General features: G+C 49.6%; 25 protein-coding genes. 21 read left to right on the top strand and 4 right to left on the bottom strand.

Annotated features, from left to right (window positions below):
* The first annotated feature begins 33 nt into the window (after positions 1-33).
* From R3E63_01565 to R3E63_01525, 9 genes are all read left to right on the top strand, one after another.
* Positions 34-891: a DUF3313 domain-containing protein gene (locus R3E63_01565; protein MEZ5538651.1), complete on the top strand. Its 858-nt coding sequence runs from the start codon at positions 34-36 to the stop codon at positions 889-891.
* Between the two features lie 26 nt (positions 892-917).
* Complete coding sequence (locus R3E63_01560) at positions 918-3,599, top strand: MlaD family protein (protein MEZ5538650.1); 2,682 nt, start codon at positions 918-920, stop codon at positions 3,597-3,599.
* Positions 3,600-3,642: 43 nt separating this feature from the next.
* A complete protein-coding gene (locus tag R3E63_01555) occupies positions 3,643-4,341 on the top strand; it encodes a ComF family protein (protein MEZ5538649.1) in 699 nt (232 codons plus the stop codon).
* A gap of 74 nt (positions 4,342-4,415) precedes the next feature.
* On the top strand, positions 4,416-4,643 hold the full coding sequence (locus R3E63_01550) for a hypothetical protein (GenBank protein MEZ5538648.1): 228 nt from the start codon (positions 4,416-4,418) through the stop codon (positions 4,641-4,643).
* 191 nt (positions 4,644-4,834) lie between these two features.
* Positions 4,835-5,710 (top strand): CoA-transferase, encoded by an 876-nt coding sequence (locus tag R3E63_01545; protein MEZ5538647.1) that lies wholly within the window; start codon positions 4,835-4,837, stop codon positions 5,708-5,710.
* Between the two features lie 15 nt (positions 5,711-5,725).
* Positions 5,726-6,493, top strand: coding sequence for a ketoacid CoA transferase (locus R3E63_01540; protein ID MEZ5538646.1), 768 nt, complete (start codon positions 5,726-5,728; stop codon positions 6,491-6,493).
* Between the two features lie 6 nt (positions 6,494-6,499).
* The gene (locus R3E63_01535; protein MEZ5538645.1) at positions 6,500-6,931 is read left to right on the top strand and encodes a Zn-ribbon domain-containing OB-fold protein; all 432 of its coding nucleotides are present in this window, start codon (positions 6,500-6,502) and stop codon (positions 6,929-6,931) included.
* Positions 6,932-6,941: 10 nt separating this feature from the next.
* Positions 6,942-7,550: a beta-ketoacyl synthase N-terminal-like domain-containing protein gene (locus R3E63_01530; protein ID MEZ5538644.1), complete on the top strand. Its 609-nt coding sequence runs from the start codon at positions 6,942-6,944 to the stop codon at positions 7,548-7,550.
* Positions 7,526-8,122, top strand: coding sequence for a hypothetical protein (locus R3E63_01525; GenBank protein MEZ5538643.1), 597 nt, complete (start codon positions 7,526-7,528; stop codon positions 8,120-8,122). Before R3E63_01530 ends, R3E63_01525 begins: the two co-directional genes overlap by 25 nt.
* Positions 8,123-8,198: 76 nt before the next feature.
* Here the strand turns inward: R3E63_01525 and R3E63_01520 are convergent, their stop codons facing one another.
* A complete protein-coding gene (locus tag R3E63_01520) occupies positions 8,199-9,455 on the bottom strand; it encodes a cytochrome P450 (GenBank protein MEZ5538642.1) in 1,257 nt (418 codons plus the stop codon).
* A gap of 100 nt (positions 9,456-9,555) precedes the next feature.
* Here R3E63_01520 and R3E63_01515 point away from each other — a divergent pair, with 100 nt between their 5' ends.
* From R3E63_01515 to R3E63_01505, 3 genes are all read left to right on the top strand, one after another.
* The gene (locus R3E63_01515; GenBank protein ID MEZ5538641.1) at positions 9,556-10,668 is read left to right on the top strand and encodes a nitronate monooxygenase; all 1,113 of its coding nucleotides are present in this window, start codon (positions 9,556-9,558) and stop codon (positions 10,666-10,668) included.
* A 133-nt stretch (positions 10,669-10,801) separates the two neighbouring features.
* Positions 10,802-11,371, top strand: coding sequence for a DUF882 domain-containing protein (locus R3E63_01510; protein MEZ5538640.1), 570 nt, complete (start codon positions 10,802-10,804; stop codon positions 11,369-11,371).
* Positions 11,371-11,793, top strand: coding sequence for a thioesterase family protein (locus R3E63_01505; protein ID MEZ5538639.1), 423 nt, complete (start codon positions 11,371-11,373; stop codon positions 11,791-11,793). The genes R3E63_01510 and R3E63_01505 overlap by 1 nt, the downstream gene beginning before the upstream one ends.
* On the opposite strand, the gene R3E63_01500 is transcribed toward R3E63_01505, so the two are convergent.
* Positions 11,787-13,379 carry a L,D-transpeptidase family protein gene (locus R3E63_01500; GenBank protein MEZ5538638.1) on the bottom strand — a complete coding sequence of 531 codons (1,593 nt, stop codon included), beginning with the start codon at positions 13,377-13,379 and terminating at the stop codon, positions 11,787-11,789. The two genes, R3E63_01505 and R3E63_01500, sit on opposite strands and share 7 nt — an antisense overlap.
* 126 nt (positions 13,380-13,505) lie before the next feature.
* Here R3E63_01500 and R3E63_01495 point away from each other — a divergent pair, with 126 nt between their 5' ends.
* From R3E63_01495 to R3E63_01465, 7 genes are all read left to right on the top strand, one after another.
* Positions 13,506-14,261, top strand: coding sequence for an enoyl-CoA hydratase family protein (locus R3E63_01495; GenBank protein MEZ5538637.1), 756 nt, complete (start codon positions 13,506-13,508; stop codon positions 14,259-14,261).
* A 41-nt stretch (positions 14,262-14,302) separates the two neighbouring features.
* A complete protein-coding gene (gene elbB / locus R3E63_01490) occupies positions 14,303-14,959 on the top strand; it encodes an isoprenoid biosynthesis glyoxalase ElbB (GenBank protein ID MEZ5538636.1) in 657 nt (218 codons plus the stop codon).
* 1 nt (position 14,960) lies between these two features.
* A complete protein-coding gene (locus R3E63_01485) occupies positions 14,961-16,100 on the top strand; it encodes a phosphatidylserine/phosphatidylglycerophosphate/cardiolipin synthase family protein (GenBank protein MEZ5538635.1) in 1,140 nt (379 codons plus the stop codon).
* A gap of 9 nt (positions 16,101-16,109) precedes the next feature.
* Positions 16,110-16,826: an endonuclease/exonuclease/phosphatase family protein gene (locus tag R3E63_01480; GenBank protein ID MEZ5538634.1), complete on the top strand. Its 717-nt coding sequence runs from the start codon at positions 16,110-16,112 to the stop codon at positions 16,824-16,826.
* A 121-nt stretch (positions 16,827-16,947) separates the two neighbouring features.
* Complete coding sequence (gene rpoZ / locus R3E63_01475) at positions 16,948-17,220, top strand: DNA-directed RNA polymerase subunit omega (GenBank protein MEZ5538633.1); 273 nt, start codon at positions 16,948-16,950, stop codon at positions 17,218-17,220.
* Positions 17,221-17,238: 18 nt separating this feature from the next.
* Positions 17,239-19,368, top strand: a complete 2,130-nt coding sequence (gene spoT / locus R3E63_01470) for a bifunctional GTP diphosphokinase/guanosine-3',5'-bis pyrophosphate 3'-pyrophosphohydrolase (protein ID MEZ5538632.1) — start codon at positions 17,239-17,241, stop codon at positions 19,366-19,368.
* A gap of 41 nt (positions 19,369-19,409) precedes the next feature.
* Positions 19,410-19,793 carry a RidA family protein gene (locus R3E63_01465; protein ID MEZ5538631.1) on the top strand — a complete coding sequence of 128 codons (384 nt, stop codon included), beginning with the start codon at positions 19,410-19,412 and terminating at the stop codon, positions 19,791-19,793.
* A gap of 7 nt (positions 19,794-19,800) precedes the next feature.
* Here the strand turns inward: R3E63_01465 and R3E63_01460 are convergent, their stop codons facing one another.
* Complete coding sequence (locus R3E63_01460) at positions 19,801-21,117, bottom strand: S41 family peptidase (protein MEZ5538630.1); 1,317 nt, start codon at positions 21,115-21,117, stop codon at positions 19,801-19,803.
* A gap of 72 nt (positions 21,118-21,189) precedes the next feature.
* Between R3E63_01460 and dtd the strand changes: the two genes are divergently transcribed.
* Complete coding sequence (dtd, locus tag R3E63_01455; protein ID MEZ5538629.1) at positions 21,190-21,627, top strand: D-aminoacyl-tRNA deacylase; 438 nt, start codon at positions 21,190-21,192, stop codon at positions 21,625-21,627.
* 64 nt (positions 21,628-21,691) lie between these two features.
* On the opposite strand, the gene R3E63_01450 is transcribed toward dtd, so the two are convergent.
* Positions 21,692-22,945, bottom strand: a complete 1,254-nt coding sequence (locus tag R3E63_01450; protein MEZ5538628.1) for a CoA transferase — start codon at positions 22,943-22,945, stop codon at positions 21,692-21,694.
* A gap of 213 nt (positions 22,946-23,158) precedes the next feature.
* Between R3E63_01450 and R3E63_01445 the strand changes: the two genes are divergently transcribed.
* The gene (locus R3E63_01445; GenBank protein MEZ5538627.1) at positions 23,159-24,742 is read left to right on the top strand and encodes a phosphoenolpyruvate carboxykinase; all 1,584 of its coding nucleotides are present in this window, start codon (positions 23,159-23,161) and stop codon (positions 24,740-24,742) included.
* The last annotated feature ends 4 nt before the right edge of the window (positions 24,743-24,746 follow it).

Genomic DNA, 24,746 nt, shown 5'->3' with positions numbered 1-24,746 from the left:
GTAATTTTTAATCGAAACACAAAGGTAGTAGAAATGAAAAAGTTGTATCTGTGCATATTGGGCGCTGCTGTTGTTTTGAATATCAGTGGATGTACTTCGCTCAGCCAATGGTTTGATAGTCTGGCAGAAAATAAAGCGAAACCGGTAGCAGAAAATAAAGCAGCCGCGCCAGAAAAAAAGCCTGTTCATGCTGCTGCCAATACAAAACACACGAATAAAAAAACTGAGACTACAAAGCCTGCGTCAGTGGCAGCAGAAAAATCATCACCCAGTAAAAAAGAGCTAGAAAAAAAGGCGTTCAATAGTCAATTTTCTGGTTGGCTAGGGGATTACAGTCAGATGAAGGAAAATCATACGGCAACAGGCGGCACCAGTTTGTTGTGGGTAAGCCCTGATCTAAAAAAAGGTAAATACAAAGCCATCATGATTGATCCTGTTGGCTTGTATCCGCGTCCGCCATTATTAACACGCGTGACAAAGGGTCGTATGTTGGAAGCGCTGACTTATATTCGTGATCGTGCCATCAAACAAATTGGCAGCACGCTGCCTGTAGTTGATAAACCAGGCCCTAATGTCTTGCGTTTAGACGCAGCGATCACCAGTGTGAAAGTTCCTACAGATAAAGACAAACTGCGTGATGCAAAAAACACGCCTGTCTCCATGATCTTTGCTGATATTTCGCCGACAGTGGCAAAACAAGATCAAAACTTGGCCGTGTTTTTGGAAGTGCGTTTGCGCGACAGTCAAACAAAAGAGACTTTAGTAAAAGCTGTGCGAGCAGGAACTGGCGGAGCAGCGGGCAAAGAAAAAATTACAGTCGATCACATGAAGCCTATGCTGAATGATTGGGTGCAAGATGCCGATAAATTCGTGCGCGAAAAAGTGAAATAACGGTAGACAATGGAGAGATAAAACCCATGGAGAACAGTGCGCTACCCACGCCAACCGTCACTAAAAAAAAATACATCGCCTACATATGGCTGTTGCCAGTAATTGCCTTATTGGTGGGTGTTTGGTTGGTGTGGCGCAGCTTGTTAGATATCGGGCCGACAATTACGGTGGAGTTTGAAAATGGCGAAGGTATCGTCGCCAATCAAACGCCGGTAAAACACAAAGGCATTACGGTCGGTATCGTGCGTGAGTTGCATGTCAAAGATGACATGAGCGGTGTGTTAGTCGATATTGAAGTGGATAAAGCGGTTGCTAAAAAATACGGCGGTGTACCAAAAGAATCGCAATTCTGGTTGGTGCAGCCGCAAATTTCTTTAGGTGGTATTTCAGGAATTGGCACAATTTTTTCCGGCAACTATATTGGTGTGCAATTACCTTCTACGCAGTTGAGCGGTGACATTGCCACGAAATTTTCGGCATTTACTGTGCCGCCACCGCTGCCAGATAGTGCGCCAGGATTGCATATTCAATTACGCACAGACCGCTTGGGATCACTCGGTGCGGGCGCGCCCATTTTTATGCGTCAAATTAAAGTGGGTTATATACAAACAGCAGCAATGATGCCTGATGGTAGTGGCGTAGAAGTGAGTGCTTATATCCTGCCTGAATTTTCCAAAATGGTGCATAAAAATACGCGCTTTTGGAATGCGAGTGGCGTACAGGTCAATATGAGTTTGAGCGGTATCCAAGTTAAAACAGACTCAGTGGCTAGTATGCTGGTGGGCGGTATCAATATGAGTTTGCCAAAAGATAAAGACGATACGCCGCTGGCAAAAAATGGCGACGATTTTACGCTGTACCAAGATTATGAGGCGGCTGAAACCAGCACCTTCGTCAATATACGGTTCCTTTCGGCAGAAGGCTTAGTTAAAAACACAACAAAAGTTTTATATAAAGGTATTCCCGTCGGGAAATTGCGCGATGTTTGGTACAGGAATGAAGATGATAAAGTGATAGGGCGTTTTGGCATCGACCCGCGTTTTGAATCATTTATCACGGATAAAACGCGCTTTTGGTTGGTGCGCCCACAATTTTCTGTCACCGGCATTACGGGATTGGATGCATTAACTTCTGGCGGTGCGTATCTCGCTTTTACGCCAGACACGACAGGAAAATCAGCGCAAGATTATGAGTTTATTGCAGCATCAGGCCCTGATGCGATGGATTTTAGTGAGCCAGGTTTGCATTTGCGTTTGACATCCCCTGTTGCAGGTTCTGTTAGCAGTGGTGCGCCGGTGTATTACCGCGAGTTTGTGGTAGGCGTCGTACAAAACAGTGAGCTAAAGCGAGATCAAGTTGATCTTCATGTATTGATCAAACCGGAATACCGTTATCTCGTGAATGACAGCAGTCGTTTTTGGAATGCCAGCGGCGTGCACGCCAACGCGAGTTTGCAAAACGGTATTCAAGTGCGCACAACTTCCATGGTGTCAATGTTAGCGGGCGGTATTGCTTTTGATACGCCGGACAGCCGTGCGTCAAATAAAGATATTCACGACGGTCACAGCTTTGCATTATTTGATAACGAGCAACAAGCAACGACAGTATCACCCAACGCATTACCCGGTTTACACCTCTTGCTAGATGCCGATGATGCTAGTGGCATCAGTGTGGGAGCGCCGGTGTTGTATCGCGGATTATCGGTTGGTTCCGTGCAAGAAATACGGCACAGCGCTGATGGCAAACGCGTACAAATTCGTATTTATATTGCCGCCGATCATAAAAAAACGGTTCGAGCGGATACGCGTTTTTGGCGTGCAGGTGCATTAGATATGCGCGTGGGTTTGAGTGGCGCTACGGTGCGCGTGGGATCTGTGCCACAGATGTTATCAGGCGGTATTGCGTTTGATGCTTTTGATCAAACAAGTGAAGAAAATAAAATTGAACAAAAAAATGCGCGCGTGGCAATTGATGATAGTTTTCGTTTGTTTAGCAGCAAAGAAACGGCAGCCAACGCCGGTGTTGCTGTTCGATTGCATTTGCAGAACGCGAAAGGATTAACGACGGGTAGCGAAATTCGCTATCGCGGTATTGCGTTGGGAGAAATCACGCGTTTGCAGCTGCGCAGTGATATGCAAGGCGTTGATGCCGATGCCGCGCTGAAATCCGAAGCGTTACCTTTGTTGAATACAGGTGCGCGTTTTTGGAAAGTAGAACCGAGAGTGGGATTAACTAACACACAAAATTTAGATGCGGTGTTTGGTAGCTATCTTGAGTTTTTACCAGGCAGAGGTGATCCTGCGCGTGAATTTAAAGTGACGATACAGACGCCAGTAACTACAGCGTTATCTGATGGCTTGAATGTGCGTGTGGTCGCACAGCAGTTAGGTTCTTTGCAGGTTGGTAATCCAGTTTTGTATCGCCAAGTACCGGTGGGTACAGTGTTGGGTAGTGATTTATCTGCTGATGGCAAGCAGGTTTATATCTACCTCAATATTTATTCGCAGTATGCAAACTTGGTGCGTGCTAACAGTCGTTTTTGGAATGCCAGTGGTATAGAGGTTAAGGCAGGATTGTTTTCCGGTATCAATATACGCACTGAGACAGCAGAAACTATTTTGGCAGGTGGTATTGCTTTTTCTTCATCGAATGAAGCTTCACCAATAGCCAAAGAAGGCGACAGTTTTGTTTTGAACGATAAACCTTAATAGAAATTTTATTCATCCATATCAATAATGGAAAAGGATTTCCATGTTGCTGTCACAATTTTTTGGCTCACTGATTTCATCTGCTTGCTTGTTGTGTCGTCGTACACTGCGTGGCATTAAACCTTTGTGCGCAGTGTGCGAACATCACTTGCCGTGGAATACGCAAGCCTGTTTGCGTTGCGCTATACCGTTGGTGGCTACCGAAAAATATTGCGGCCACTGTTTGCAATCACCGCCCATTTTTTCCAGCGCGGTCTGTGCTTTTCGCTACGAAGAGCCGGTTGCTGGATTGCTCAATCGTTACAAACACAGCGGTCAGCTGGCTTGCGGACATTGGTTGGCACACAGCTTGGCGCAACACATTCGAGATAGTGAACGTGCAGGTGTGTTGATATTGCCGGAGTGCATCCTGCCTGTGCCACTGCATTGGCGACGACTACAGCAGCGCGGTTTTGATCAGGGAGCAGAGATTGCCCGCGTGCTTGCACGGCAACTGCACCTACCTTTGTCGCGCGCGTTAGCTCGACAGCGCAACACGGATAGCCAACAAGGTCTGAGTCGTCAGCAGCGGCAAACCAATCTCAACGAAGCATTTATTTTGCAGCGACCACTGCCGTATCGGCGAGTAGCGGTAGTTGACGATGTGTTGACCACTGGCAGCACGGCGACAGAGATTGTTCGTGTGCTTTCTGCGGCGGGTGTGGACGAAGTGCAGGTGTGGGCGATCGCTCGTACGCCTTAGCAATCTGCAGTTTCACCGCAAGAAGGCAGCACCTATAATGCGCCGGCTTCCTATTCTTCTATTGAGAGTATGTTATGGATTCGATTTCGTCTGTTTTGACCATGTTTGGTATTGCTACCCTTGTGATCAGCTGGGGCTACCTGATCATTTTGTCATTCAAGGCCGATTACGCGTGGGGCTTCATGAGCGTATTTTTACCCCCTCTCTCTTATCTGTACGCGCTGTTTAATTTGGGTAAAGCGTGGGAAGTGTTGGCTTTAGCTCTGTTGGGCTTTGGCTTTCTGCTGGCGGGCTTGACTTAAGGTCAGGAGCCGCAAAGTGTAAGCCAGCCACTTTGTGGCGGATTTATCGCTAACTTTTTGTTTTTTAAGGATTTTATGCGGCAAGCTGCAGCCGCTTTCATTGACTTGCACCCCGTGAACCCGTAGTATCACCGCGCTTTCTTGGGCGGGTTTTCCGCCTTTCCTCTCATCTGATCGAAAGGTAACTCACGATGAATAAAGTCATGACGGCGGCTGATGTCGTCAGCCAGCTGCGCGATGGTATGACCATCGGTATCGGCGGCTGGGGTCCTCGCCGCAAACCTATGGCGCTGGTGCGCGAAATCCTCCGCTCTAATCTGAAAGATCTCACCGTGGTGGCCTACGGCGGCGCGGATGTCGGTATGTTGTGCGCGGCGGGCAAGGTCAAAAAAGTGATCTTCGCTTTCGTATCTTTGGACTTTATTCCGCTCGAGCCCTACTTCCGTAAAGCGCGCCAAAACGGCGACATCGAAGTGATGGAAGTGGATGAAGGTATGTTCCTGCTGGGCTTAAAAGCTGCGGGCTACAACATTCCGTTTATTCCAACGCGCATTGGTATCGGTACCGATGTGTTGAAGCACAACCCTGATCTCAAAATGATTGCATCGCCTTACGACGACAAAGAATGGGTGGCAATGCCTGCGATTAAATTAGATGTCGCGTTAGTGCATGTTGATCGCGCCGATGCGCGCGGCGTTTGCCAAATCAAAGGTCCTGATCATTACATGGACGATATATTTGTGCGCGCAGCGGACAAAACGTTTGCAACTTGTGATGAATTGGTGGAGACCGAATATTTCCATCAAGGCGAAGAAGCGCGCTATGTATTTTGGGAGCGCAGCGAAACGACGGGCGTAGTGCATATCGCCGGTGGCGCACACCCAACTTCTTGCGCACCGCTCTACGGTTTTGACAGCAAACATTTCAAAGCGTACAACGCGTCGGCAAAAGAAGAAGGCGGTTGGCAAGCGTATTTTGATCAATACATTGCTGGCAGCGAGAAAGACTATTTAGAAAAAGTGGGCGGACTTGATGCAATCAAGCAGCTGCCACTGCCCGTATTTTAATCAGGAGACAATGACATGAGCGAATACACACTCGTAGACCTGGTTATTTGTGCTGCATCACAGGCGTGGAAAAATAATGGCGAAGTCTTGGCAACCGGTATTGGTGTTGTGCCGCGTTTAGCTGCATCACTGGCGATGAAAACATGCAATCCAGATATGTTGATGACAGATTCTGAAGCATGGATGGTGTCTGAACCGGTACCGGTTGGACCACGCGGCGATTACAAACCTCAATTTGAATCTTGGATGGGTTTCTCACGCATTTTTGATAATGTGTGGAGCGGAAAGCGCCACGCAATGGTGGGGCCAACACAGATTGATCGTTTTGGTCAGGCCAATATTTCTATGATCGGTTCCGACTACAAAAAACCGAAAACGCAAATGTTGGGTGTGCGCGGTTTTCCTGGTAACTCCATCAGCCACGCGAACTCGTTTTTTGTTCCCAATCACAACAAAAAAGTGTTTGTGGAAAATGAGTGCGACATGGTGGCATCTATCGGTTACAACCCTGCGCGTTTGCCAAAAGGTTGGAGCTTGCAAGAATTAGTTGATATTCGTTGGATCATCACCAATTTGTGCATCTTGGATTTCAGCGGCCCGAATCACCAAGTGGCGATTCACTCACTGCATCCGGGTGTGACGGTGGAACAAGTGGTGGAAAACACTGGCTTTCCGCTGCATATTCCAGCAAATATTCCAACCACGGCTGAGCCGACGGCTGAACAATTGGCGTTGCTGGCGCAGTTGGATCCACACAATATTCGCGCAACCGCTTTGGGTTGATTGACCATGACGAAACCGACAGCTCCCGTTCTTGAAGGCTGGTTCACGATGGATGCGGAAAAGCCGCATCTCATCGGCACGCAGTGCAAAAGTTGCAGCACTTATTATTTTCCGAAGCAGACGGTGTTTTGCAAAAATCCGGATTGCAACAGCGAAAGTTTTGATGAAGTGCAGCTGTCGCGCACCGGGAAAATTTGGTCATTCACTAACGCTTGTTATCAACCACCAGAGCCGTATGTGTCGCCTGATCCGTATGTGCCGTACACCATCATTGCGGTGGAGTTGGCGAAAGAAAAAATGATTGTGCTCGGTCAAGCCGTCACTGGTGTGGAAGTGTCGCAATTAAAAGCGGGCATGGATGTGGAATTGGTGTTGGAAAAACTGTTCGAGGATGAACAGTCTGTAAAACTGACATGGAAGTGGAAGCCGGTAGCCTGAGGAATTGATGATGAGTAATGAAATTGCCATTCTCGGCGTAGGCATGCACCCGTGGGGAAAATGGGGCAAAAATTTTGTTGAATACGGTGTCGTCGCTGCGCGTGCAGCATTAAAAGATGCAGGCATCAATTGGCGCGATGTGCAATTTGTTTCTGGTGCGGCGACGATGCGTTGCGGTTACCCCGGTTATGTTGCCGGCGCAACTTTTGCGCAAGCACTCGGTTGGCAGGGCGCAGAAGTAAATACTTCTTACGCGGCTTGTGCATCCGGTTCGCAAGCATTAGCAGCAGCGCGTACAAAAATTTTATCCGGTCAATGCGATGTGGCTTTGGTGATTGGTTCTGATACCACGCCGAAAGGTTTTTTGAAACCGGCACCGGGTGAGCGGCCAGAAGATCCAGATTGGGTGCGTTTTCGTTTGGGCATTACCAACCCGAGTTATTTTGCCTTGTATGCGCGCCGTCGCATGGAAATGTACGGCGACACGCTGGAAGATTTTGCCAGTGTCAAAGTGAAAAATGCAGAACACGGTTTTACCAATCCGTATGCGCGCTACAAGAAAAATTTACCGCTGCGGATGTTGCTGCTTCTGCGATGGTGGCGGATCCGCTGCGCTTGATGGATGTGTGCGCGACTTCTGACGGCGCTGCGGCGTTGATCGTTTGTTCAGCGGAATACGCGAAAAAAATCGGTCGCAGTGATGCCGTAAAAGTCGCGGCGATTTCTACCGTCACGCCAACTTTTGCTTCGGCGGTGATTGAAATGCCGGATTTGGCAACCGATTCTGCGGTGGCGATGGAAGCGCATTCTTTCCGCGCGGCGCTGCCGAAAAAAGCCTACGCCGAAGCGGGTATTGGCCCTGAAGATGTGTCGGTGGCGGAAGTCTATGACTTGTCCACTGCGCTGGAGTTGGATTGGTACGAAGATTTGCAACTGTGCGCGCGCGGCGACGGTGCAAAACTGGTACGCGATGGCGTCACCAAATTGGGCGGTCGTTTGCCGGTCAATCCATCCGGCGGTTTAGCGTGTTTTGGCGAGGCCGTACCCGCGCAAGCACTCGCACAAGTGTGTGAGCTGACATGGCAGTTGCGCGGTCAAGCGGGTGAGCGCCAAGTGCCCAACGCCAAAGTCGGCATCACTGCCAATCAAGGTTTATTCGGTCACGGCTCGTCGGTGATTTTGAAAAAATAAATTGCTGTCGCTACTCTGCGATAAAGAAAAAAGGCAGCCTAGGCTGCCTTTTTGTGTTTTTGGAATACGAAAAATATTATTGCGGTTTAACCAAAGTCATCCGATTAATCCGCCGTGTCAGCATATTGTATTCACGCGTAGGATCGGTTTTAGACTGCATAGTCGGATAGCGTTTTACCACCGCCATCACCGTTACTTGCGCGATCAATTTGGCGATAGCGTGACCCAAACAGTAATGCGCGCCGAGACCGAAGGTGTAGGCTTTGTCGAGATTTTCGCGCAGTGGGTTGAAGGTATTTGGCTCAGGAAATACGGCAGGGTCGTGGTTGGCGATGGAGAACATAATCTGTACGATTTCGCCTTTTTTAATTTTCTGCCCGTGAATTTCCAAATCTTCTACTGCAAAACGAAAGAAGCCGCGATTGCCAAAGGTATTCCAGCGAAAAGTTTCATCCATCAAGTTTTGTAATTTATCTTCGTTCTCTAACAGCCAAGGTCCCCACTGCGGATTTTTCACCAAGCCGTAGAAAATATTCAGCATGTAATCAAAAGTGGTATCAACGCCGGCGGCGAGCAGTGCGCCCACTAAACCGAGCGCTTCGTTTTCCGACATGCTGTCGCCATCTTCCATGTGGTTGATGAGCGTAGACATAAAAGAGTCGTCAGGATTGCGGCGTTTTTCTGCAAACAGTGCGCGCAGTTGTGCGATGCCGCGCTCGGCAGCTTCAGTATCCATGTTGTCCATTTCGGAACTAAACGCGGCAATGATGGCGTGACCCAGTGCGTTGAAATCACCGCGCATGGCATCGGGAATGCGGAAATAAATCGCCATCGCGTTGATAGGAATTTCACGGCACAGCTTCACCAAATCCAATTCGCCGTTACGATCAAAATGTTTTAATTCTTCTTGCACCAGCGCTTCAATTTCCGGTTTGGCTTCGGCAACAAAACGCGGTGAAAACGCGGGCGACACCAATTTGCGCACGCGCATGTGATCTTTGGCGGGCAGCGCCATCAACAAACTGCTCAATAAATTATCGAGTGGGCTAGATGCATCGTACTCCGGTGCAAATTTCCACAAACGAAAACAGTGACTGAGGCGTTCATCCTTCAAACACTGCAATAAAAATTCGTGCGAGCCAGAGATGTGCCAGCCGATCGTGTAGGGCGACCAAAAAGCAGGTTTTTTATCACGCATACGGCGATACACGGGATAGGGGTCATCAATAAACGATTGTTTGCGCGGGCTGTAAGCAAAGAACTGCGGCTTGGTGAGTAGGCTGTGCGCCATATAAAAGCCGATGCCCACTTTTTGTTTTGCGCTAAGTTTCATACTGCTGCTGCCGTTTCCTTGGAAGGAGGGCATGTTACCACTGGAAGATTTCCTGCCCGATTGTGTTCTGCACCTAAGACAATTTGCCTAGCGCATTTTGATAAAATGCCGCCTCCGCAAAACCAGCCAGAGACTTGCCATGACAGTATCCCTCAGCACGCGCATCACCGATTTACTGGGTTGCCAGTACCCAATCATTCAAACGGCGATGGGCTGGGTGGCTGATCCGCGCTTGGTGGCGGGCACCTGTAACGCCGGTGGTTTCGGTTTTCTCGCCGGCGCGACTATTCCGCCTGAGCATATGGAAGCGGCCATCATCAAAACCAAATCGCTGACCGATAAACCTTTCGGTGTGAACTTCCATATGTATCAGCCCAATGCGCCGCAGATCGTGGACATGGTGGTGAAACACGGCGTGCGTGCGGTGAGTTACTCGCGTTCGCCTGGCAAAGACATGGTGAAGAAGTTGAAGGATGCTGGCGTGATTTGCATGCCGACCATCGGCTTGCCCAAGCACGCGGCAAAGGCGATAGAGATGGGTGCGGATGCGGTCACTATTCAAGGCGGCGAAGGTGGCGGCCACACCGGCGCGGTACCTACCACTTTATTGGTGCCACAGGTGATCGACGCCTGCGCGGGCAAAGTGCCGGTGTTGGCGGCGGGCGGCTTCAAAGACGGTCGCGGGCTGGTGGCGGCGATGGCTTGGGGTGCGGACGGTATCGCCATGGGTACGCGCTTTCTGCTCACGCAAGAGAGCCCTGTGCCGGAGGCGACCAAGCAACGCTACCTCGCCTGTAAGAATCCCGCCGAGATCATCGTTTCCACCGCCTTGGATGGTATGCCGCAGCGCATGATCCTCAATGATTTCCTCAGTAGCGTTGAAAAAGCAGGCACTCTGCGTAAGTTAGTGCTTGCTCTGCAAAATGGACTCAAATACCGAGCTCTGACCGGCGCGAGCTTTTTGTCGCTGTTTCAATCGGCGCTGGCGATGGCAAAAGACGATGACATGACCCTGTCGCAGGCGATGTTTTCTGCCAACGCGCCCATGATTATTCAGAAGGCGATGGTGGAAGGGCGGCCTGATGAAGGTGTGCTGCCATCGGGCCAAGTGGCAGGTACCATCGACGATTTGCCGACCTGCGCCGACCTGATCGCCCGTATTGTCAGCGAGGCGGAGGCGCGTCTCACCGTGTTGGCAGGGCGCGTACAATAAGCTAAAACCTTGATTTCTATGGGTGGATTGAGCTGATTGCATGGGGTAGCATGGCCAGCCCTAGAAAAACGCTGGCCGTAAGCCAGAGGTTGTCTCAGTGATTTTTACCCGTAGAAAGTTGACTGATAGTCCCTTGATTGAATTGCCGGACGAAACAGTCTGCCCCCAACGCCGCCGCTTGCTGTGCGGTATTGCTGGTGGTGCCGTTGCTCTCGCGGCTCCTAGTTTATCGCACGCAGCAAAAATTTCCGGCAAGCAACGCGCGCTGTCGTTTGTGCACACGCACACCGGTGAAGAGATGTCGCTGATCTATAAAGTAGGCGAGCGTTTTGTGCCGCAGTCTTTGGTCAGCGTCGCGCATTTAATGCGCGATTTCCGTAGCGGCGATGTTCATCCGATTGATCCACAACTGTTGGATACTCTGTGGCAAGTGCAGCGCAACTTGAAGAGCAGCAAGCCGTTTGAAATTATTTCTGCGTATCGTTCGCCAAAAACCAATACGATGCTGCGTAAACGCTCTGCCCATACTGGTGTGGCTGAAAAAAGCATGCACTTAACAGGGCAGGCTGTGGATATTCGACTGCTCGGCTCGTCTTTAAGTGATGTGCGCGATGCGGCGAAAGAATTGAAGCGCGGCGGTGTGGGTTACTACTCGGAATCGGATTTCGTGCATGTCGATACCGGCCGCGTGCGGTACTGGTAATGGCGAAAATCCACATCGACATTCCTGAGCAGTTTCCTTTTGCCACGGAATTGGATATTTACATCGAACACATCAATGCGGGATTGCATTTAGGTAACGAACGCTTGGTGGGTTTGCTCAACGAAGCGCGCCGTCGCTATATGGCAACACTACCGTTTGAACAATATGGCGTGGACCTCGGTGGTTTTATCGGTGCGGATCTCGCCGTCAATTACAAAGCGGAAGCACATTACGGCGATCGCTTAAAAATTGAAGTGGCGGCGCAGGACTTCAACAAATACGGCTGCGATTTTGTCTATCGCGTCACCAATCTCAAAACAGGTCAGTTGTGCGCCATCGCCAAAACGGCGATGCTGACTTTCGACTACAAAACAGGGCAGTTAAAGCCCGTGCCAGAGCAATACGCGCAGATTTTTCAGTGAGCGCGGTGCGCAGTGATTAACGCCGCCAATTTGTTATCCCGCTGATAAATATCCTGTAGAAAAATTGCCTCGCCTTTGTCGTCTGCTGTAGCAGTAAAGTACAGCAGTAGCACCGGCAATTTCTCGCCGAGCGACAAATGTTGATCATGGCTGTTAGCTAATTTATTTCTAATGCGTTCTTCATCCCAACCGCCATTTTGTGATTGCAGAACAAACAGCGCCAGCGCCATCGGGTTGCCAAGGCGCACGCAACCGTGGCTCAAATCTCGGCGTTCTTTGGCAAAAAAAGATTTCGATGGCGTGTCGTGCATATAAATCGCATCGTCATTGGGAAAAACAAATTTCAAACTACCCAGTGCGTTCTGGCTGCCAGGGCGCTGACGGATGCGCGCACCGCCGTTGAGTATGGCGTTGTATTCTGCCTCACCCACTTCACTGCCGATGGAGCGACCACTGCCATCGACCAACTCCATGCCCTGTCGCGCCAAATAAAAAGGGTTGTCGTACAACTGCGGCAACAATTCTTTGGTGGCGATACTGCGCGGCACATTCCAGTACGGATTAAATACCAAGGCACTGAGTGTTTTGGTCATGGCAGGTGTTTGATGCCTGAGCGCCTTGCCGACCACGACTGGCATTTGCAAAACAGCTTTCGGTTGTTGATTGGCATCGGGTGCGTAAGCCCACAGCGTAAATTGCGGAATGTTGATCAGCAGAAAACGCTTTTGCAGCACACTGTCATCGATCCAGCGCAAGCGTTCCATCGCCAACTCAATTTGTTGTACGCGTTGTGGCAGAGAAACCAGCAAATTGGCGTAGGTCTGCTTGCCGATTACGCCGTCAGGAATTTGGCCGTGTTGCTGTTGAAAGCGTTTCACGCCCTCCACCACGGCGTCATCGTATTGCGTAGTCGCGGTCGTGTTGGCGGGCAGATAACCCAGTGTAATTAACCAGTTGGTGAGTGCAGGTGTGCCATCCCAAGTGCTATTGGCAACAAGTTTTTTACTGGGTAATGGGGGTAATACAGGTGCAGAAGGATGTTGTGTTGCTAGTGTGCGGTATTTGACCAGTAGGCGGCGCAGATCGGTATACGGTGGAATCGTGGGGCGCAGCGTGGCCAGTGCGCCGGTGAGATCGGTCGCGTTTAGAACGGTTTGCAGATGCTGCGGCAGTGCGGCGCGTTTGGTGTTGGTGTCGATCGCCATGCCCATTTGTCGTGGGTCTGCGCGGCCGAGGTAGAGATCGCTGGCGTAGTGTGTCAACGCTCCGCTCATGGCGAGGTCAAATGCTGCGAGTTGTGTGTCGCTGCCGCTTTGTTGTTGCAGTGTGGTGAGCGATTGTTGCAAGGCGGGTAGTGCGTAGTCGCTAGCTTGTAGGCCATCGAATTCTGCTTGGTTCATCAACTCCAAAGCTTGTGTCGCACGCGTGCTGGGTTTGTCTCCCTCTAGCCATAGAGGTGCGAATTGGCGTGTGGCGTAAGTGTCACGCAAGGCTGGTGGTGCGAGGCGGTTAATTTCGGCAGCGGGATCTGCCCACAATATTGCTGGCAAGCACAGGGTAAAAATGAAGAAAAGATGGCGTGACACAGCGTGCATCCCTGTTTGTCGAATTAACTTGTTATGGCACTCGATAATAGCGTAAAGCCATTGTGTTTGTTTGGTTTCGTCGCGGGCTGGCTGGTAAAATCGCACGCGAATCTAAGAGAGGTCATCATGAGCAAACCCTTTACCACCACCATCGACAACAACGGCATCGCTGAACTGATTTTTAACAAGCCGCCAGTCAACGCTTTTACTTCGCAAGGCTGGGCAGACATTGCCACTGAAATTGAAGCGTTGGGAAAAAATGCGGCGGTGCGCGTCATTATTATTGCGGCAGAAGGTCGCGGTTTTTGTGCCGGCGTAGACATCAAAGAATTGGCTGCCGATGGTAATTTGATCACTAAAGTGAACAAAGGCAATTACGACACTTTCCAAGCGATACATCGCAATTCCAAGCCTGTGATAGTTGCGGTACATGGTTTTGTGTTGGGTGGCGGTATCGGCATTTCCGGCGCGGCGGATATTATCGTGGCGTCTGAATGTGCAACATTTGCAGTGCCTGAAGTGGATCGCGGTGCGATGGGCGGCGGTGCGCATTTGCAGCGTATGTTCCCCGTACAAAAAGTGCGCTACATGTATTTCACCGGCGAAGCGATTACTGCGCAAGAAGCGTATCGTTTAGGCGCGGTAGAAAAAGTGGTGCCAAAAGAACAGCTGCGTGAAACGGCGCGTGAAATCGCAATGAAAATTGCCGAGAAAAGTCCGGTAATGATCGCGCTGGCAAAAGAAGCATTGACCGGTATTGAAGACGGCAATCTGGAAGATAAATATCGCTGGGAACAAGGTTTTACTTTGCAAGCGTATAGCGATAAAGATTCACAAGAAGCGCGCGATGCGTTTGTCGAAAAACGCGACGCAAAATTCTAAAGCGGTGTTGTGTTGCAAAACTGTGCTAACGAGGTGAGTGTATGAGTAAGCGCGTAGCGGTAGTGTTAGCGGGCTGTGGTGTTTTTGATGGCTCAGAAATTCACGAAGCTGTACTCACTTTGTTACACCTATCGCAAGCGGGCGCACAAGTGCAGTGTTTTGCACCAGATATACCGCAGATGCATGTGGTGAATCATCTCAAAGGTGAAGTGGCGGCTGGTGAAACGCGCAATGTGTTGGTGGAAGCGGCGCGCATTGCGCGTGGAAAAATTAAACCCGTGACGGAAGCGCGTGTAGAAGATTTTGATGCGTTGATTGTGCCAGGCGGCTTTGGCGCTGCAAAAAACTTGTGTGATTTTGCCGTAAAGGGTGCAGATTTAATTGTGCAAAAAGATTTTTTAGCGTTCGCACAGGCGATGCATGCAGCTAAAAAGCCCATCGGTTTACTGTGTATTGCCCCGACGATGGCAGCTGCGATTTGTGGGAAAGAAGTCAAAGCCACTATTGGCAATGATCAAGAAATTGCTGCTGCAATTAACGCTATGGGTGCATTGCACTGTGTTTGCGGCGTGGAAGAAACTTGTGTCGATCGTGAGAAAAAATTGGTGACAACGCCTGCGTATATGTTGGGGCAGACCATTGCCGATGTCAGCGTTGGTATAAACAAGTTGGTGCAAGAGGTGTTGGCACTCGCTTGATATGGCGCGCTGGCCACGAAATATCCAGCCTTTACCGGCGTGGGATACCGAGCAAGTTTTCTTTTCTGCCGCAGACTGGTTTTCTGATTTATTAAAAAACATTCAGCAAGCGCAGCGCAGTATTTTTTTACAGACCTATATTTTCTCGTTGGATTCTATCGGTGAGCCACTGCTACAGAGTTTGTGCGAAGCGGCGCAGCGCGGTGTTCGTGTTTGTGTGATTGTTGATGGTGTGGGTTCATCGGCTGCTGTTGTAATACTGCAAGAAAGGCTGCGTGCTCGCGGTGCAGAACTGCATATTTATCACCCCTTACCTTGGTCTTGGGCAAAAAACCGCATTGAACGCAGTAGTTGGGCGGCGCGGTTTTTTCGCCGTCTTTGGCGCGTCAATCAACGCCAGCACAGTAAATTATGTTTGATTGACAATCAGCAGGCATGGGTGGGCAGCTTTAATATCACCGATGACCATATCGAAAATCATGATCGCAGTTTGAATTGGAAAGATTGCGGTGTGCGCGTCACAGGGAGCCGCTGTCAATTATTGCGTGAGTTTTTTGAGGCAGTATGGCTTGATGATATTAAAAAGCTATCGCCTTATTTTTTACTGCATCCTGTAACGAACTTAGGTCTTTTTTTACGCAGAAGGCGTTTGCGAGTTATGCTGCAAAGCCTTTACGCTGCGAAACAAAGAATATGGATAGTTAGCGCATATTTTTCGCCAGTGCAATCCATTATTCGTGCCTTAAAGAAAGCAGGCCGTAGAAAAGTTGATGTGTGTATTATGGTTCCAGCGCATTCAGATGTTAAATTTTTTCCAGCGCTATCAAGCACATACTATTTGGATTTATTGCGCGCAGGTGTAAGAATTTATGAATACGAAAAAGGGATATTGCATACAAAAATGATGCTGGTTGATGATGCGATTGTGATTGGCAGTAGCAACATGAACCATAGAAGTATGTTGCACGATATTGAATTGGATATTCCCTTGTATTCGACGCAGTCAAGGAATGATATAGAAAAGGATTGTCTTTTTTTGGTGGAGAATAGTCGAGAAATAACTATAAAAAATATCAATAAATTTTATGCGTGGTTGTTGGTCTTTGGCCAAATTCCCCGCCTGCTGCGTTATTGGTTGTGAAGGTGCAGCGTGCGTATATTGTCCTACAACATCCATAAGGGATTTTCAGTCGGCAATCGCCGATGGGTGTTAAATGAAATTCGCCGAGCGATTCGTGAAGTGGGTGCAGATATTGTTTGCTTGCAAGAGGTGGTTGGAGAAAACCATCATCACGCCGCTCAAATACATCAATGGGTAGACGCGCAGTTTGAGTACCTAGCCGATGAAGTGTGGGATTACAAAACCTATGGCAAAAATGCTGTCTACGATCATGGGCATCACGGCAACGCGATTCTGAGCAAAGTACCGTTTACGCAGACGAATAATCACGACATCAGTGTTCTGCCATTTTCACGACGCGGAATTTTATCGACAGTGACAGAGGATGGCGTGTATGTGCTGTGCACGCATTTCGGCTTGCTGGCGCTGGAGCGTCGCTACCAACTGCGTTGTCTGCAAGCACTGCTTCAGGCAATACCGCACGACGCACCTTTGATCTTGGCGGGGGATTTCAATGACTGGAATGGTCGTGCACATCGTTGTTTGCGTGAGTGGGGGTTGCGAGAGGCATTGAGTGAATCTGCCGGCGCGTTGCAAAAAACTTATCCGGCACACCTGCCATTGTTGTGTATGGATCGCGTGTATTTTCGCAATCTGACGCTGCAGTCGGCGGTGTGTCTGACAGGTGCACACTGGCGGCGCTTGTCTGATCATCGTGCCTTGTGCGTAGAGTTTCAATGCAGTTGACCCTATCGGTCTTGAGACCAAGAGGGGCTTTGCGTAAACTGACAGACCCACTGGTGCAGGCGATTCATACGCTGCTGTGGCACCTCCTACTGATGTTGAACTCCAAGGTAAGGTTTTAAGCATGGCTCGAATTACCGTAGAAGACTGTCTCCCATTTGTTGAAAATCGCTTTGAGTTGGTGATGAAGGGCGCTAAGCGCGCGCGTCAGCTTGCGGTTAAAGGGCGTGAGCCTTTGGTGCCTTGGGAAAACGATAAGCCTACCGTGGTGGCGTTGCGCGAAATCGAGCTGGGCTTAATCACGCCAGAAGTGTTGGAAGAGCCGTTAGAAGATCGCTTCAAACATTTGGCGGAGCGCCCTTACGACAACAACGCGCCAGACGACGACGCCGACTGAGGTCGTGCGGAGGCTTGATTGCAAACGAGCATTGACACCTTCTGTCACCGACTGTCCTCATACCTCCCGCAAGCTCAGGTACAACAGGTTCGCCGCGCCTATTTCTATTCGGAACAGGCGCATGACGGTCAAACCCGCCGTAGCGGTGAGCCTTATGTCACGCACCCGTTGGCAGTCGCCAACATTCTTGCCGAGCAAAAACTCGATCACCACAGTTTGATCGCTGCACTGTTACACGATGTCATTGAAGACACGGGCATCAGCAAAAGCGCATTAGCTGAGCAATTTGGTGACACCGTGGCAGATTTAGTGGATGGCGTTAGCAAGCTGACACAAATCGAGTTCACTTCCAAAGCTGAAGCGCAGGCAGAAAATTTTCAAAAAATGGCGATGGCGATGGCGAAAGATATTCGCGTCATTATCGTTAAACTCGCCGATCGTCTACATAATATGCGTACGCTAGGTGTTCTCAAACCAGAGAAGCGCCGCCGCATCGCACGCGAAACGTTAGAAATTTATGCGCCGATTGCTAATCGGCTTGGCATGAACAGTTTGCGCATTGAATTTCAAAATTTGGGCTTCCAAGCAATGTATCCCATGCGCGCGACGCGCATCGCCGCAGCAGTCAGTGCAGCGCGGGGTCATCGCAAAGAAGTCGTCAACAAAATTGAAGAAAATATCAAACGCTGTTTGGCGCAAGAAGGCCATGTTGCCGAGGTGACAGGTCGCGAAAAAAACTTGTACAGCATTTATATGAAAATGCGCAGCAAGCACAAATCATTTTCCGACATCATGGATGTGTATGCGTTTCGCATCGTGGTGGACAGTGTTGACACTTGTTATCGCGTACTTGGCGTAATGCACAGTCTGTATAAACCCGTGCACAGTGAATTTCGCGATTACATTGCCATTCCTAAAACCAACGGTTATCAATCACTGCACACGGTGTTGATCGGCATGCATGGTCTGCCGATAGAAGTGCAAATTCGCACACGCGAGATGGATGTAGTGGCAGAAAGCGGTATTGCGTCGCACTGGTTGTATAAAAGTGAAGACGAAGTAAAGCCGCCAGCCGGTGCAGTGCGCGCACGCGAATGGATTCGTAATTTATTAGAGATTCAAAAAAGCACGGGAAATTCTTTAGAATTTATCGAACATGTAAAAATCGATTTGTTTCCTGATGAAGTGTATGTTTTCACGCCCACCGGAGAAATTGTTGAATTGCCTGTCGGCGCAACGGCGGTAGATTTCGCCTATGCAGTGCATACGGATATTGGTAATGCCTGCGTTGCGTGTCGCATCAATCGTCAACTCGCGTCTTTATCGCAGCCGTTAGAAAGTGGGCAAGTGGTTGCTATTGTGACTGCACCTGGCGCGCAACCGAATCCGTCGTGGTTAAATTTTGTCACTACCGGCAAAGCGCGCAGTGCGATACGACATTTCTTAAAAACACAACGGCACACAGAGTCGATTGATCTCGGCCGACGCTTATTAGAAAAAGCCCTATTAGGTATGGGAAAAAACCTACAACAAATTACGGAAGAAAAAATTTGTGAATTGGTTGAACAAACAGCGGTAGAGCATTTTGATGATATTTTAGAAGGTATCGGCCTCGGCAATCGCGCTGCGTACTTGGTGGCAAAAAGATTGGTGTCGGATGAAGAACAAGAAGAGAGCGGCAATAAAATAGCGCGACGCGCACAAGCACCTTTGATGATTGATGTGGCGGATGGCGCCGTAATTAGTTTTGGTCGATGCTGTAAACCGATTCCGGGTGACCCGATTATCGCGCACATCAGCGCAGGACGCGGCTTAGTTGTGCATACCGATACCTGCAGAAATATTGCCGATATTCGTGAAAATCCAGAAAAATGTTTGATGGTGAATTGGTCGCCGGATGTTAGCGGTGAATTCATTGTTGATGTGCGCGTGGATGTTAGCAATGAGCGTGGCATCATCGCGCAGCTCGCCACGCGTATTACAGACATGGAAGCCAATATCGATAAAATTGCTTTTGAAGAAAAGGATGCAGGATTCCGAGTGATTACACTTTCAATTGCTGTAAAAAATCGCCTGCATCTTGCGAATATTATGCGAAAAATTCGCACCATGCCTGCCGTTGTGCGTACTGTGCGCGTCAAACATTAAGAAAGTTTATTTTGTTTTTTTGCTAGAGTTAGGTAGAAGAAATGACGAACAAAGCAGTGATCCAAACAGAAAAAGCGCCAGCAGCTATCGGTACTTATTCCCAAGCGATTAAGGTCAACAATACCGTGTATCTATCAGGGCAAATTCCTTTGGATGCTAAAACCATGCAGATGGTGGAAGGCGATATGCGCGCACATATCGTGCAGGTGTTTGAAAATTTATCTGCCGTGTGTGAAGCAGCGGGCGGTGAATTGAAAGACATTGTGAAATTAAATATCTTCCTCACGGACCTTGCTCACTTCGCGCTCGTCAATGAAGTAATGGCGCAGTATTTCGTACAACCCTATCCGGCACGCGCTGCAGTGGGAGTCGCCAGTTTGCCTCGCGGCGCGCAAGTGGAAATGGATGGCGTGATGGTGATTTAAGCAGCCACTACTGTGTTTGTTTTTTTAGAAGCTGCAATGCGTCTTGTAGTTGGTTATCTACAGGCGCTTCATGTTTTTTTGCATTTGGCGCGGCGCTGGATTGCGAATCTTTTTTGTTAGTACTCACTGCCGGCTGTTTTGTGTCGCGTTTATTTGCGTTGGTAATGTGTTTCTCAAGGCTGGCTTCTGATGTGAGTGCAGAAGATTGTGCAGCAGAAAGATTGTTGTCGTTATCAACGATATCAGGCTGTATGCCTTCAGCTTGAATAGAGCGACCTTTGGGTGTGTAGTACAACGCTGTTGTCAGTTTGATGGCTTTTTCCGCACTGATTGGAATCACGGTTTGGACTGTGCCCTTGCCGAAGGTTTTGCTGCCGAGAATTTTTGCGCGCCGATTGTCTTGCAATGCGCCCGCTACAATTTCTGCTGCGGATGCCGTACCTTGGTTAACGAGTGCAATCATTGGTGCGTTAGACAGTGCATCACCACCTGTTGCGCTGAATCGAGTGTTACTGCTGGGTACACGACCTTTAGTGTAGACAATCAAACCTTCGTCGAGAAAAGTATCAGAAACACTGACGGCTTCACTCAACAGGCCGCCAGGGTTGTTGCGCAAATCTAAAATCAAACCGCGAATGGCGCCTTGTTTTTTTAATGTGGACAGTGCTTTTTGTAATTCTTCTGTTGTGCTGACTTGGAATTGTGAGACGCGAATATAGGCAAAGCCAGGTTCCAAGAATTTTTCTTTGACGCTGCGAGTTTTAATGGTTTCGCGTACCAAATGAAATTCCAAGGGTTGTTCTTGATTGATGCGCATGACAGTCAGTTTGATTGCTGTGCCAATATCGCCACGCATTAAAGTTACCGCTTCATTGATGCTCATACCTTGCACGGAATGGTTATCAATTTTGATAATAATATCGCCAGCTTGAATGCCTGCGCGGCTGGCTGGTGTGTCGTCGATGGGCGATACAATTTTAATCAAGCCTTCTGCCGCGCCAATTTCTATACCTAAGCCGCCGAATTCACCGCTGGTCATATTTCTTAGATCGGAAAAATCATTTTCATCGAGATAGGCCGAGTGTGGATCCAGCTCACCGAGCATGCCACGAATCGCATTTTCCAATAAAGTTTTGTCGCTGACTGGCTCGACATACGCTGCGCGAATTTGCTCCAGCACTAATGAAAATGTGCGCAGCTCATCCAGTGGTAATTGCCCTTCGGCAGCATCTGCCGTTTTTTCTTTCGCCTCGGCGTGTGCTGTGTTGAATGCGAAGCAGACCGCCAATGCAGTGGCAGCAAAAAACCGAGAGGGCAGTGGCATGCAGTGGCACTCAAAAATGTCGATAGAATGAGCCGTGATGCTAGCGGAAGTTCGGGAGCTTAACCAGTTGTTATGAAAGTTTTAATTCAACGCGTCAGCCGTGCGAGTGTGACGGTACAGGGTGAGGTGGTCGGCGAGATTGAGCGCGGCATGCTGGTCTTGCTCGGCGTAGAGCGTGACGACAATTACGCGCGCGCGCAAAAGCTGTGCGACAAAATGTTGCGCTATCGTCTGTTTGCCGATGCCAACGGCAAGATGAATTGCTCCGTGCAAGATGTCGCTGGTGGTGTGTTGGTAGTGTCGCAGTTCACGCTGGCGGCAGACACCAACAGTGGCTTGCGCCCTTCATTTTCCATTGGCGCTGCGCCAGAACACGCGCGAGATATTTACGATTACAGCGTCAATTATTTGCGCGAGCAGCACAGCAACATCGCCACCGGTATTTTTGCAGCGGATATGCAAGTGGCTTTGGTCAATGATGGACCAGTGACTTTTTTGTTGCAGATGTGAATGCTTTTTTACGCGCATAAAAAAACCGGATTGCTCCGGTTTTTTTGGCAGTACAGCACAATACTTATTTCTTGCCGAATGCACCTTTGGCTTCCATCGCTGCAATTTTCGCATCATCAAAATGCAAAACGCGTTTGAGGATTTCATCGCGGTGTTGACCTGGCGTGGGTGCTTTGCTTGGCACCGGCAGTTCTTCGTCGATGAAATGCACAGGGTAGCTCATCATGTCTGCACCGTGTGTTTCATGCGGATACCACTTGAAGCGCGCTTTGAAGTGCTCGTCTTCCATCACACTTTCTGAGTTGTAAACTGGTGCGATCGGTGTTTTCACTTCCACGCCCCAATCCATCCACTCTTTGATGGTTTTGGTTTTGAAGATTTTTGTCAGCTCGCGCTGCATTTCTTTATTGCCGGGCGCGTGATCAGCCAATTTTTTGCCCGGCCATTTTTCAAACATATCCATGCGGCCAAGCGCTTCGCAGAAGTTTTTCCAGAACGATTGCTCGGATGCCATGAACAACACATAGCCGTCTTTACATTCGTAAGCTTGATAGCGTACGCCTTCTTTCAAACCGGCAGTGCCGACAGGGCGACGACGGAAATCATCAGCGGCGTTGCCTGTCACTTCTGATTGTGGACGCTGATAGGCTTTGTAGCTCTCGATGCGATACCAATCCATGTATGCCGCACCATCGGATTGCCCGATTTCTACCATAGCGCCTTCGCCGGTTTCGCGTGCGCGCATCACGGCAGCGAGGGCTGCAAACGCGCCCAGTAATGGACCAGCGTGCATGCCGATAGAGGGGTGAGCAGGGAGATAGACCATGCCTTCTTCGTCGCGTGCTGGCTCGACGCAGCCCGCCCAAGTGTCGTAAGCCACGCCGTGCGAGGGCATGTTTTCGTAAGGGCCAGTCATGCCGTAGCCAGAAACGCAGCAGAACACGATTTTAGGATTCACTTTTTTCAGCTCGTCAAAACCGAGGTCCAAGCGATCCAGCGTGCCAGGCTTCATCGCCTCGATGATGATGTCAGCGTCCTTGATCAGCTCTTTGAAAATTTCTTTGCCTTCCGGTGTTTTCAAGTCCAGCTCGATGGATTTTTTGCCGCGCGCGATGTGCCAATGCAGTAGGGAAATGCCTTCTACGATGGGCCAAGTCATCACGCGCACATAGTCGCCACCAGGTACTTCGACTTTGATTACATCTGCACCCAATTCTGCAAAATGGTGGGCGGTCGCGCCGGGGCCGAGGATAGAAAAGTCGATAACGCGCAAGCCGGCCAGCGGCGCAGGTTTTGGGCTGGAGCTAGAAGTGCTCATGCAGTTCTCCATTGATTTCATAGGGATTTGTGGGGCTTAGTGCGCCCGCAGAGGGCTGGGCATTGTACCCGTAAGTTGAGTATTGCGCCGCACCGTGAGGGTGCGCCATTTTCCCTGTCTCTCGGGTTCGGGTAAGATACACACCCCGCCTACCTAGGCGTTGTTCTACTTCCTTTCTGACATCGGAGATCGGCCACCGCCGACAGGAACACAATGAGCGCAATCGAAGATACCAAGGTTTACAACGAACTGACCTCAGCCGCATTGATCGAGCAAGCACTGCTGCGCCGTGAAGGCTCTTTGACTGACACAGGAGCGCTGCTCGTCACGACAGGCAAACGCTCAGGGCGTTCTCCGAATGACCGCTTTGTCGTACAAGAGCCATCGACGGCAGACGCCATCGACTGGGGCAATGTCAATCGCCCATTTACACAAGAGAAATTCAATGCCTTGTGGGATCGTGTCGAAGCGTATCTCGCACAAAAAGATCGTTTTACTTCGCAGCTGCATGTCGGCGCGCACGACGAGCATTACATCCCCGTCAAAGTGAATACAGAAACTGCGTGGCAAGCGCTGTTTGCACGCAACATGTTTATTCGCCCTGAAAAATACAATCCAAAAGGCAAAGAAGAATGGACGATTTTGAATGTCGCTTCTTTCCAATGTGATCCAGCGCGTGACGGCACGAATTCAGATGGTGTTGTGTGTTTGAACTTTGCTAGCCGCCGCGTATTGATTGCTGGCATGCGCTATGCCGGTGAAATGAAAAAAGCGATGTTCTCGGTGCAAAACTTTTTGCTGCCAGAGAAAGATGTATTGCCAATGCACTGCTCAGCGAATGTCGGTGAAGCGGGTGATGTTGCGCTGTTTTTTGGTTTGTCAGGCACAGGTAAAACCACATTGTCTGCCGATCCTGCTCGCTATTTGATCGGTGACGATGAGCACGGCTGGGCAAAAGGCGCAGTGTTTAATATCGAAGGCGGCTGCTACGCAAAAACGGTAGATTTGTCGCAGAAAAATGAACCAATTATTTGGGATGCAATTCGTTTTGGCAGCATCGTGGAAAATGTGCATGTCGATGGTAATCGACAAGCGCATTACAGCAATTTGGAAATTACTGACACGGTTGATGGTCAAACGCGCAACATCGAAAACGGTCGCTGTTCTTATCCCTTAGAGCATGTAGAAAAACGCGCCTTGGCGAACGCTGCAGGCGAACCGAAAGTGGTGATCTTTTTGACTTGTGATGTATCCGGCGTGTTGCCACCGGTTTCTATTTTGTCGAAAGAAGCGGCGGCGTATCACTTTTTGTCTGGCTATACCGCGCGCGTGGGTTCAACGGAAGTCGGTGCAGCACCAGGTGTGCAGCCTGCGTTTTCCACCTGCTTCGGTGCGCCGTTCATGCCGCGCCGTCCGATGGAATATGCGAAGTTGTTAATGAAGCGTGTGGAAGATTTCGGCTCACAAGTGTATTTGGTTAATACCGGTTGGACAGGCGGTGCTGGCGGCCCTGGCGGTAAAGGCAATCGTTTCCCGATTCCTGTTACGCGTGCAGTTGTGAATGCTTGCTTGAGCGGCGAATTGCTCAAAGGCGAGACGGAGCAATTGGCCGGATTGAATTTGACTGTGCCGAAAGCAATTAGCGGTGTGGATAGCAAATACCTGAATCCGCGCAACGCATGGGCCGATCAAGCGGAATACGACGCGCAAGCGAAAAAGCTGGCGGGTTTGTTCCAAGAAAACATCAAGAAGTTTGAAGTCAGCGAAGCGGTGTTGAACGCGGGTCCTAAAGCCTAAGTCC

Source organism: Pseudomonadales bacterium (genome assembly GCA_041395665.1).
Taxonomy (GTDB): Bacteria; Pseudomonadota; Gammaproteobacteria; order Pseudomonadales; family UBA7239; genus UBA7239.
Note: the sequence above shows the minus strand (reverse complement) of the source record. Positions and strands in the feature narration are given on the sequence as shown.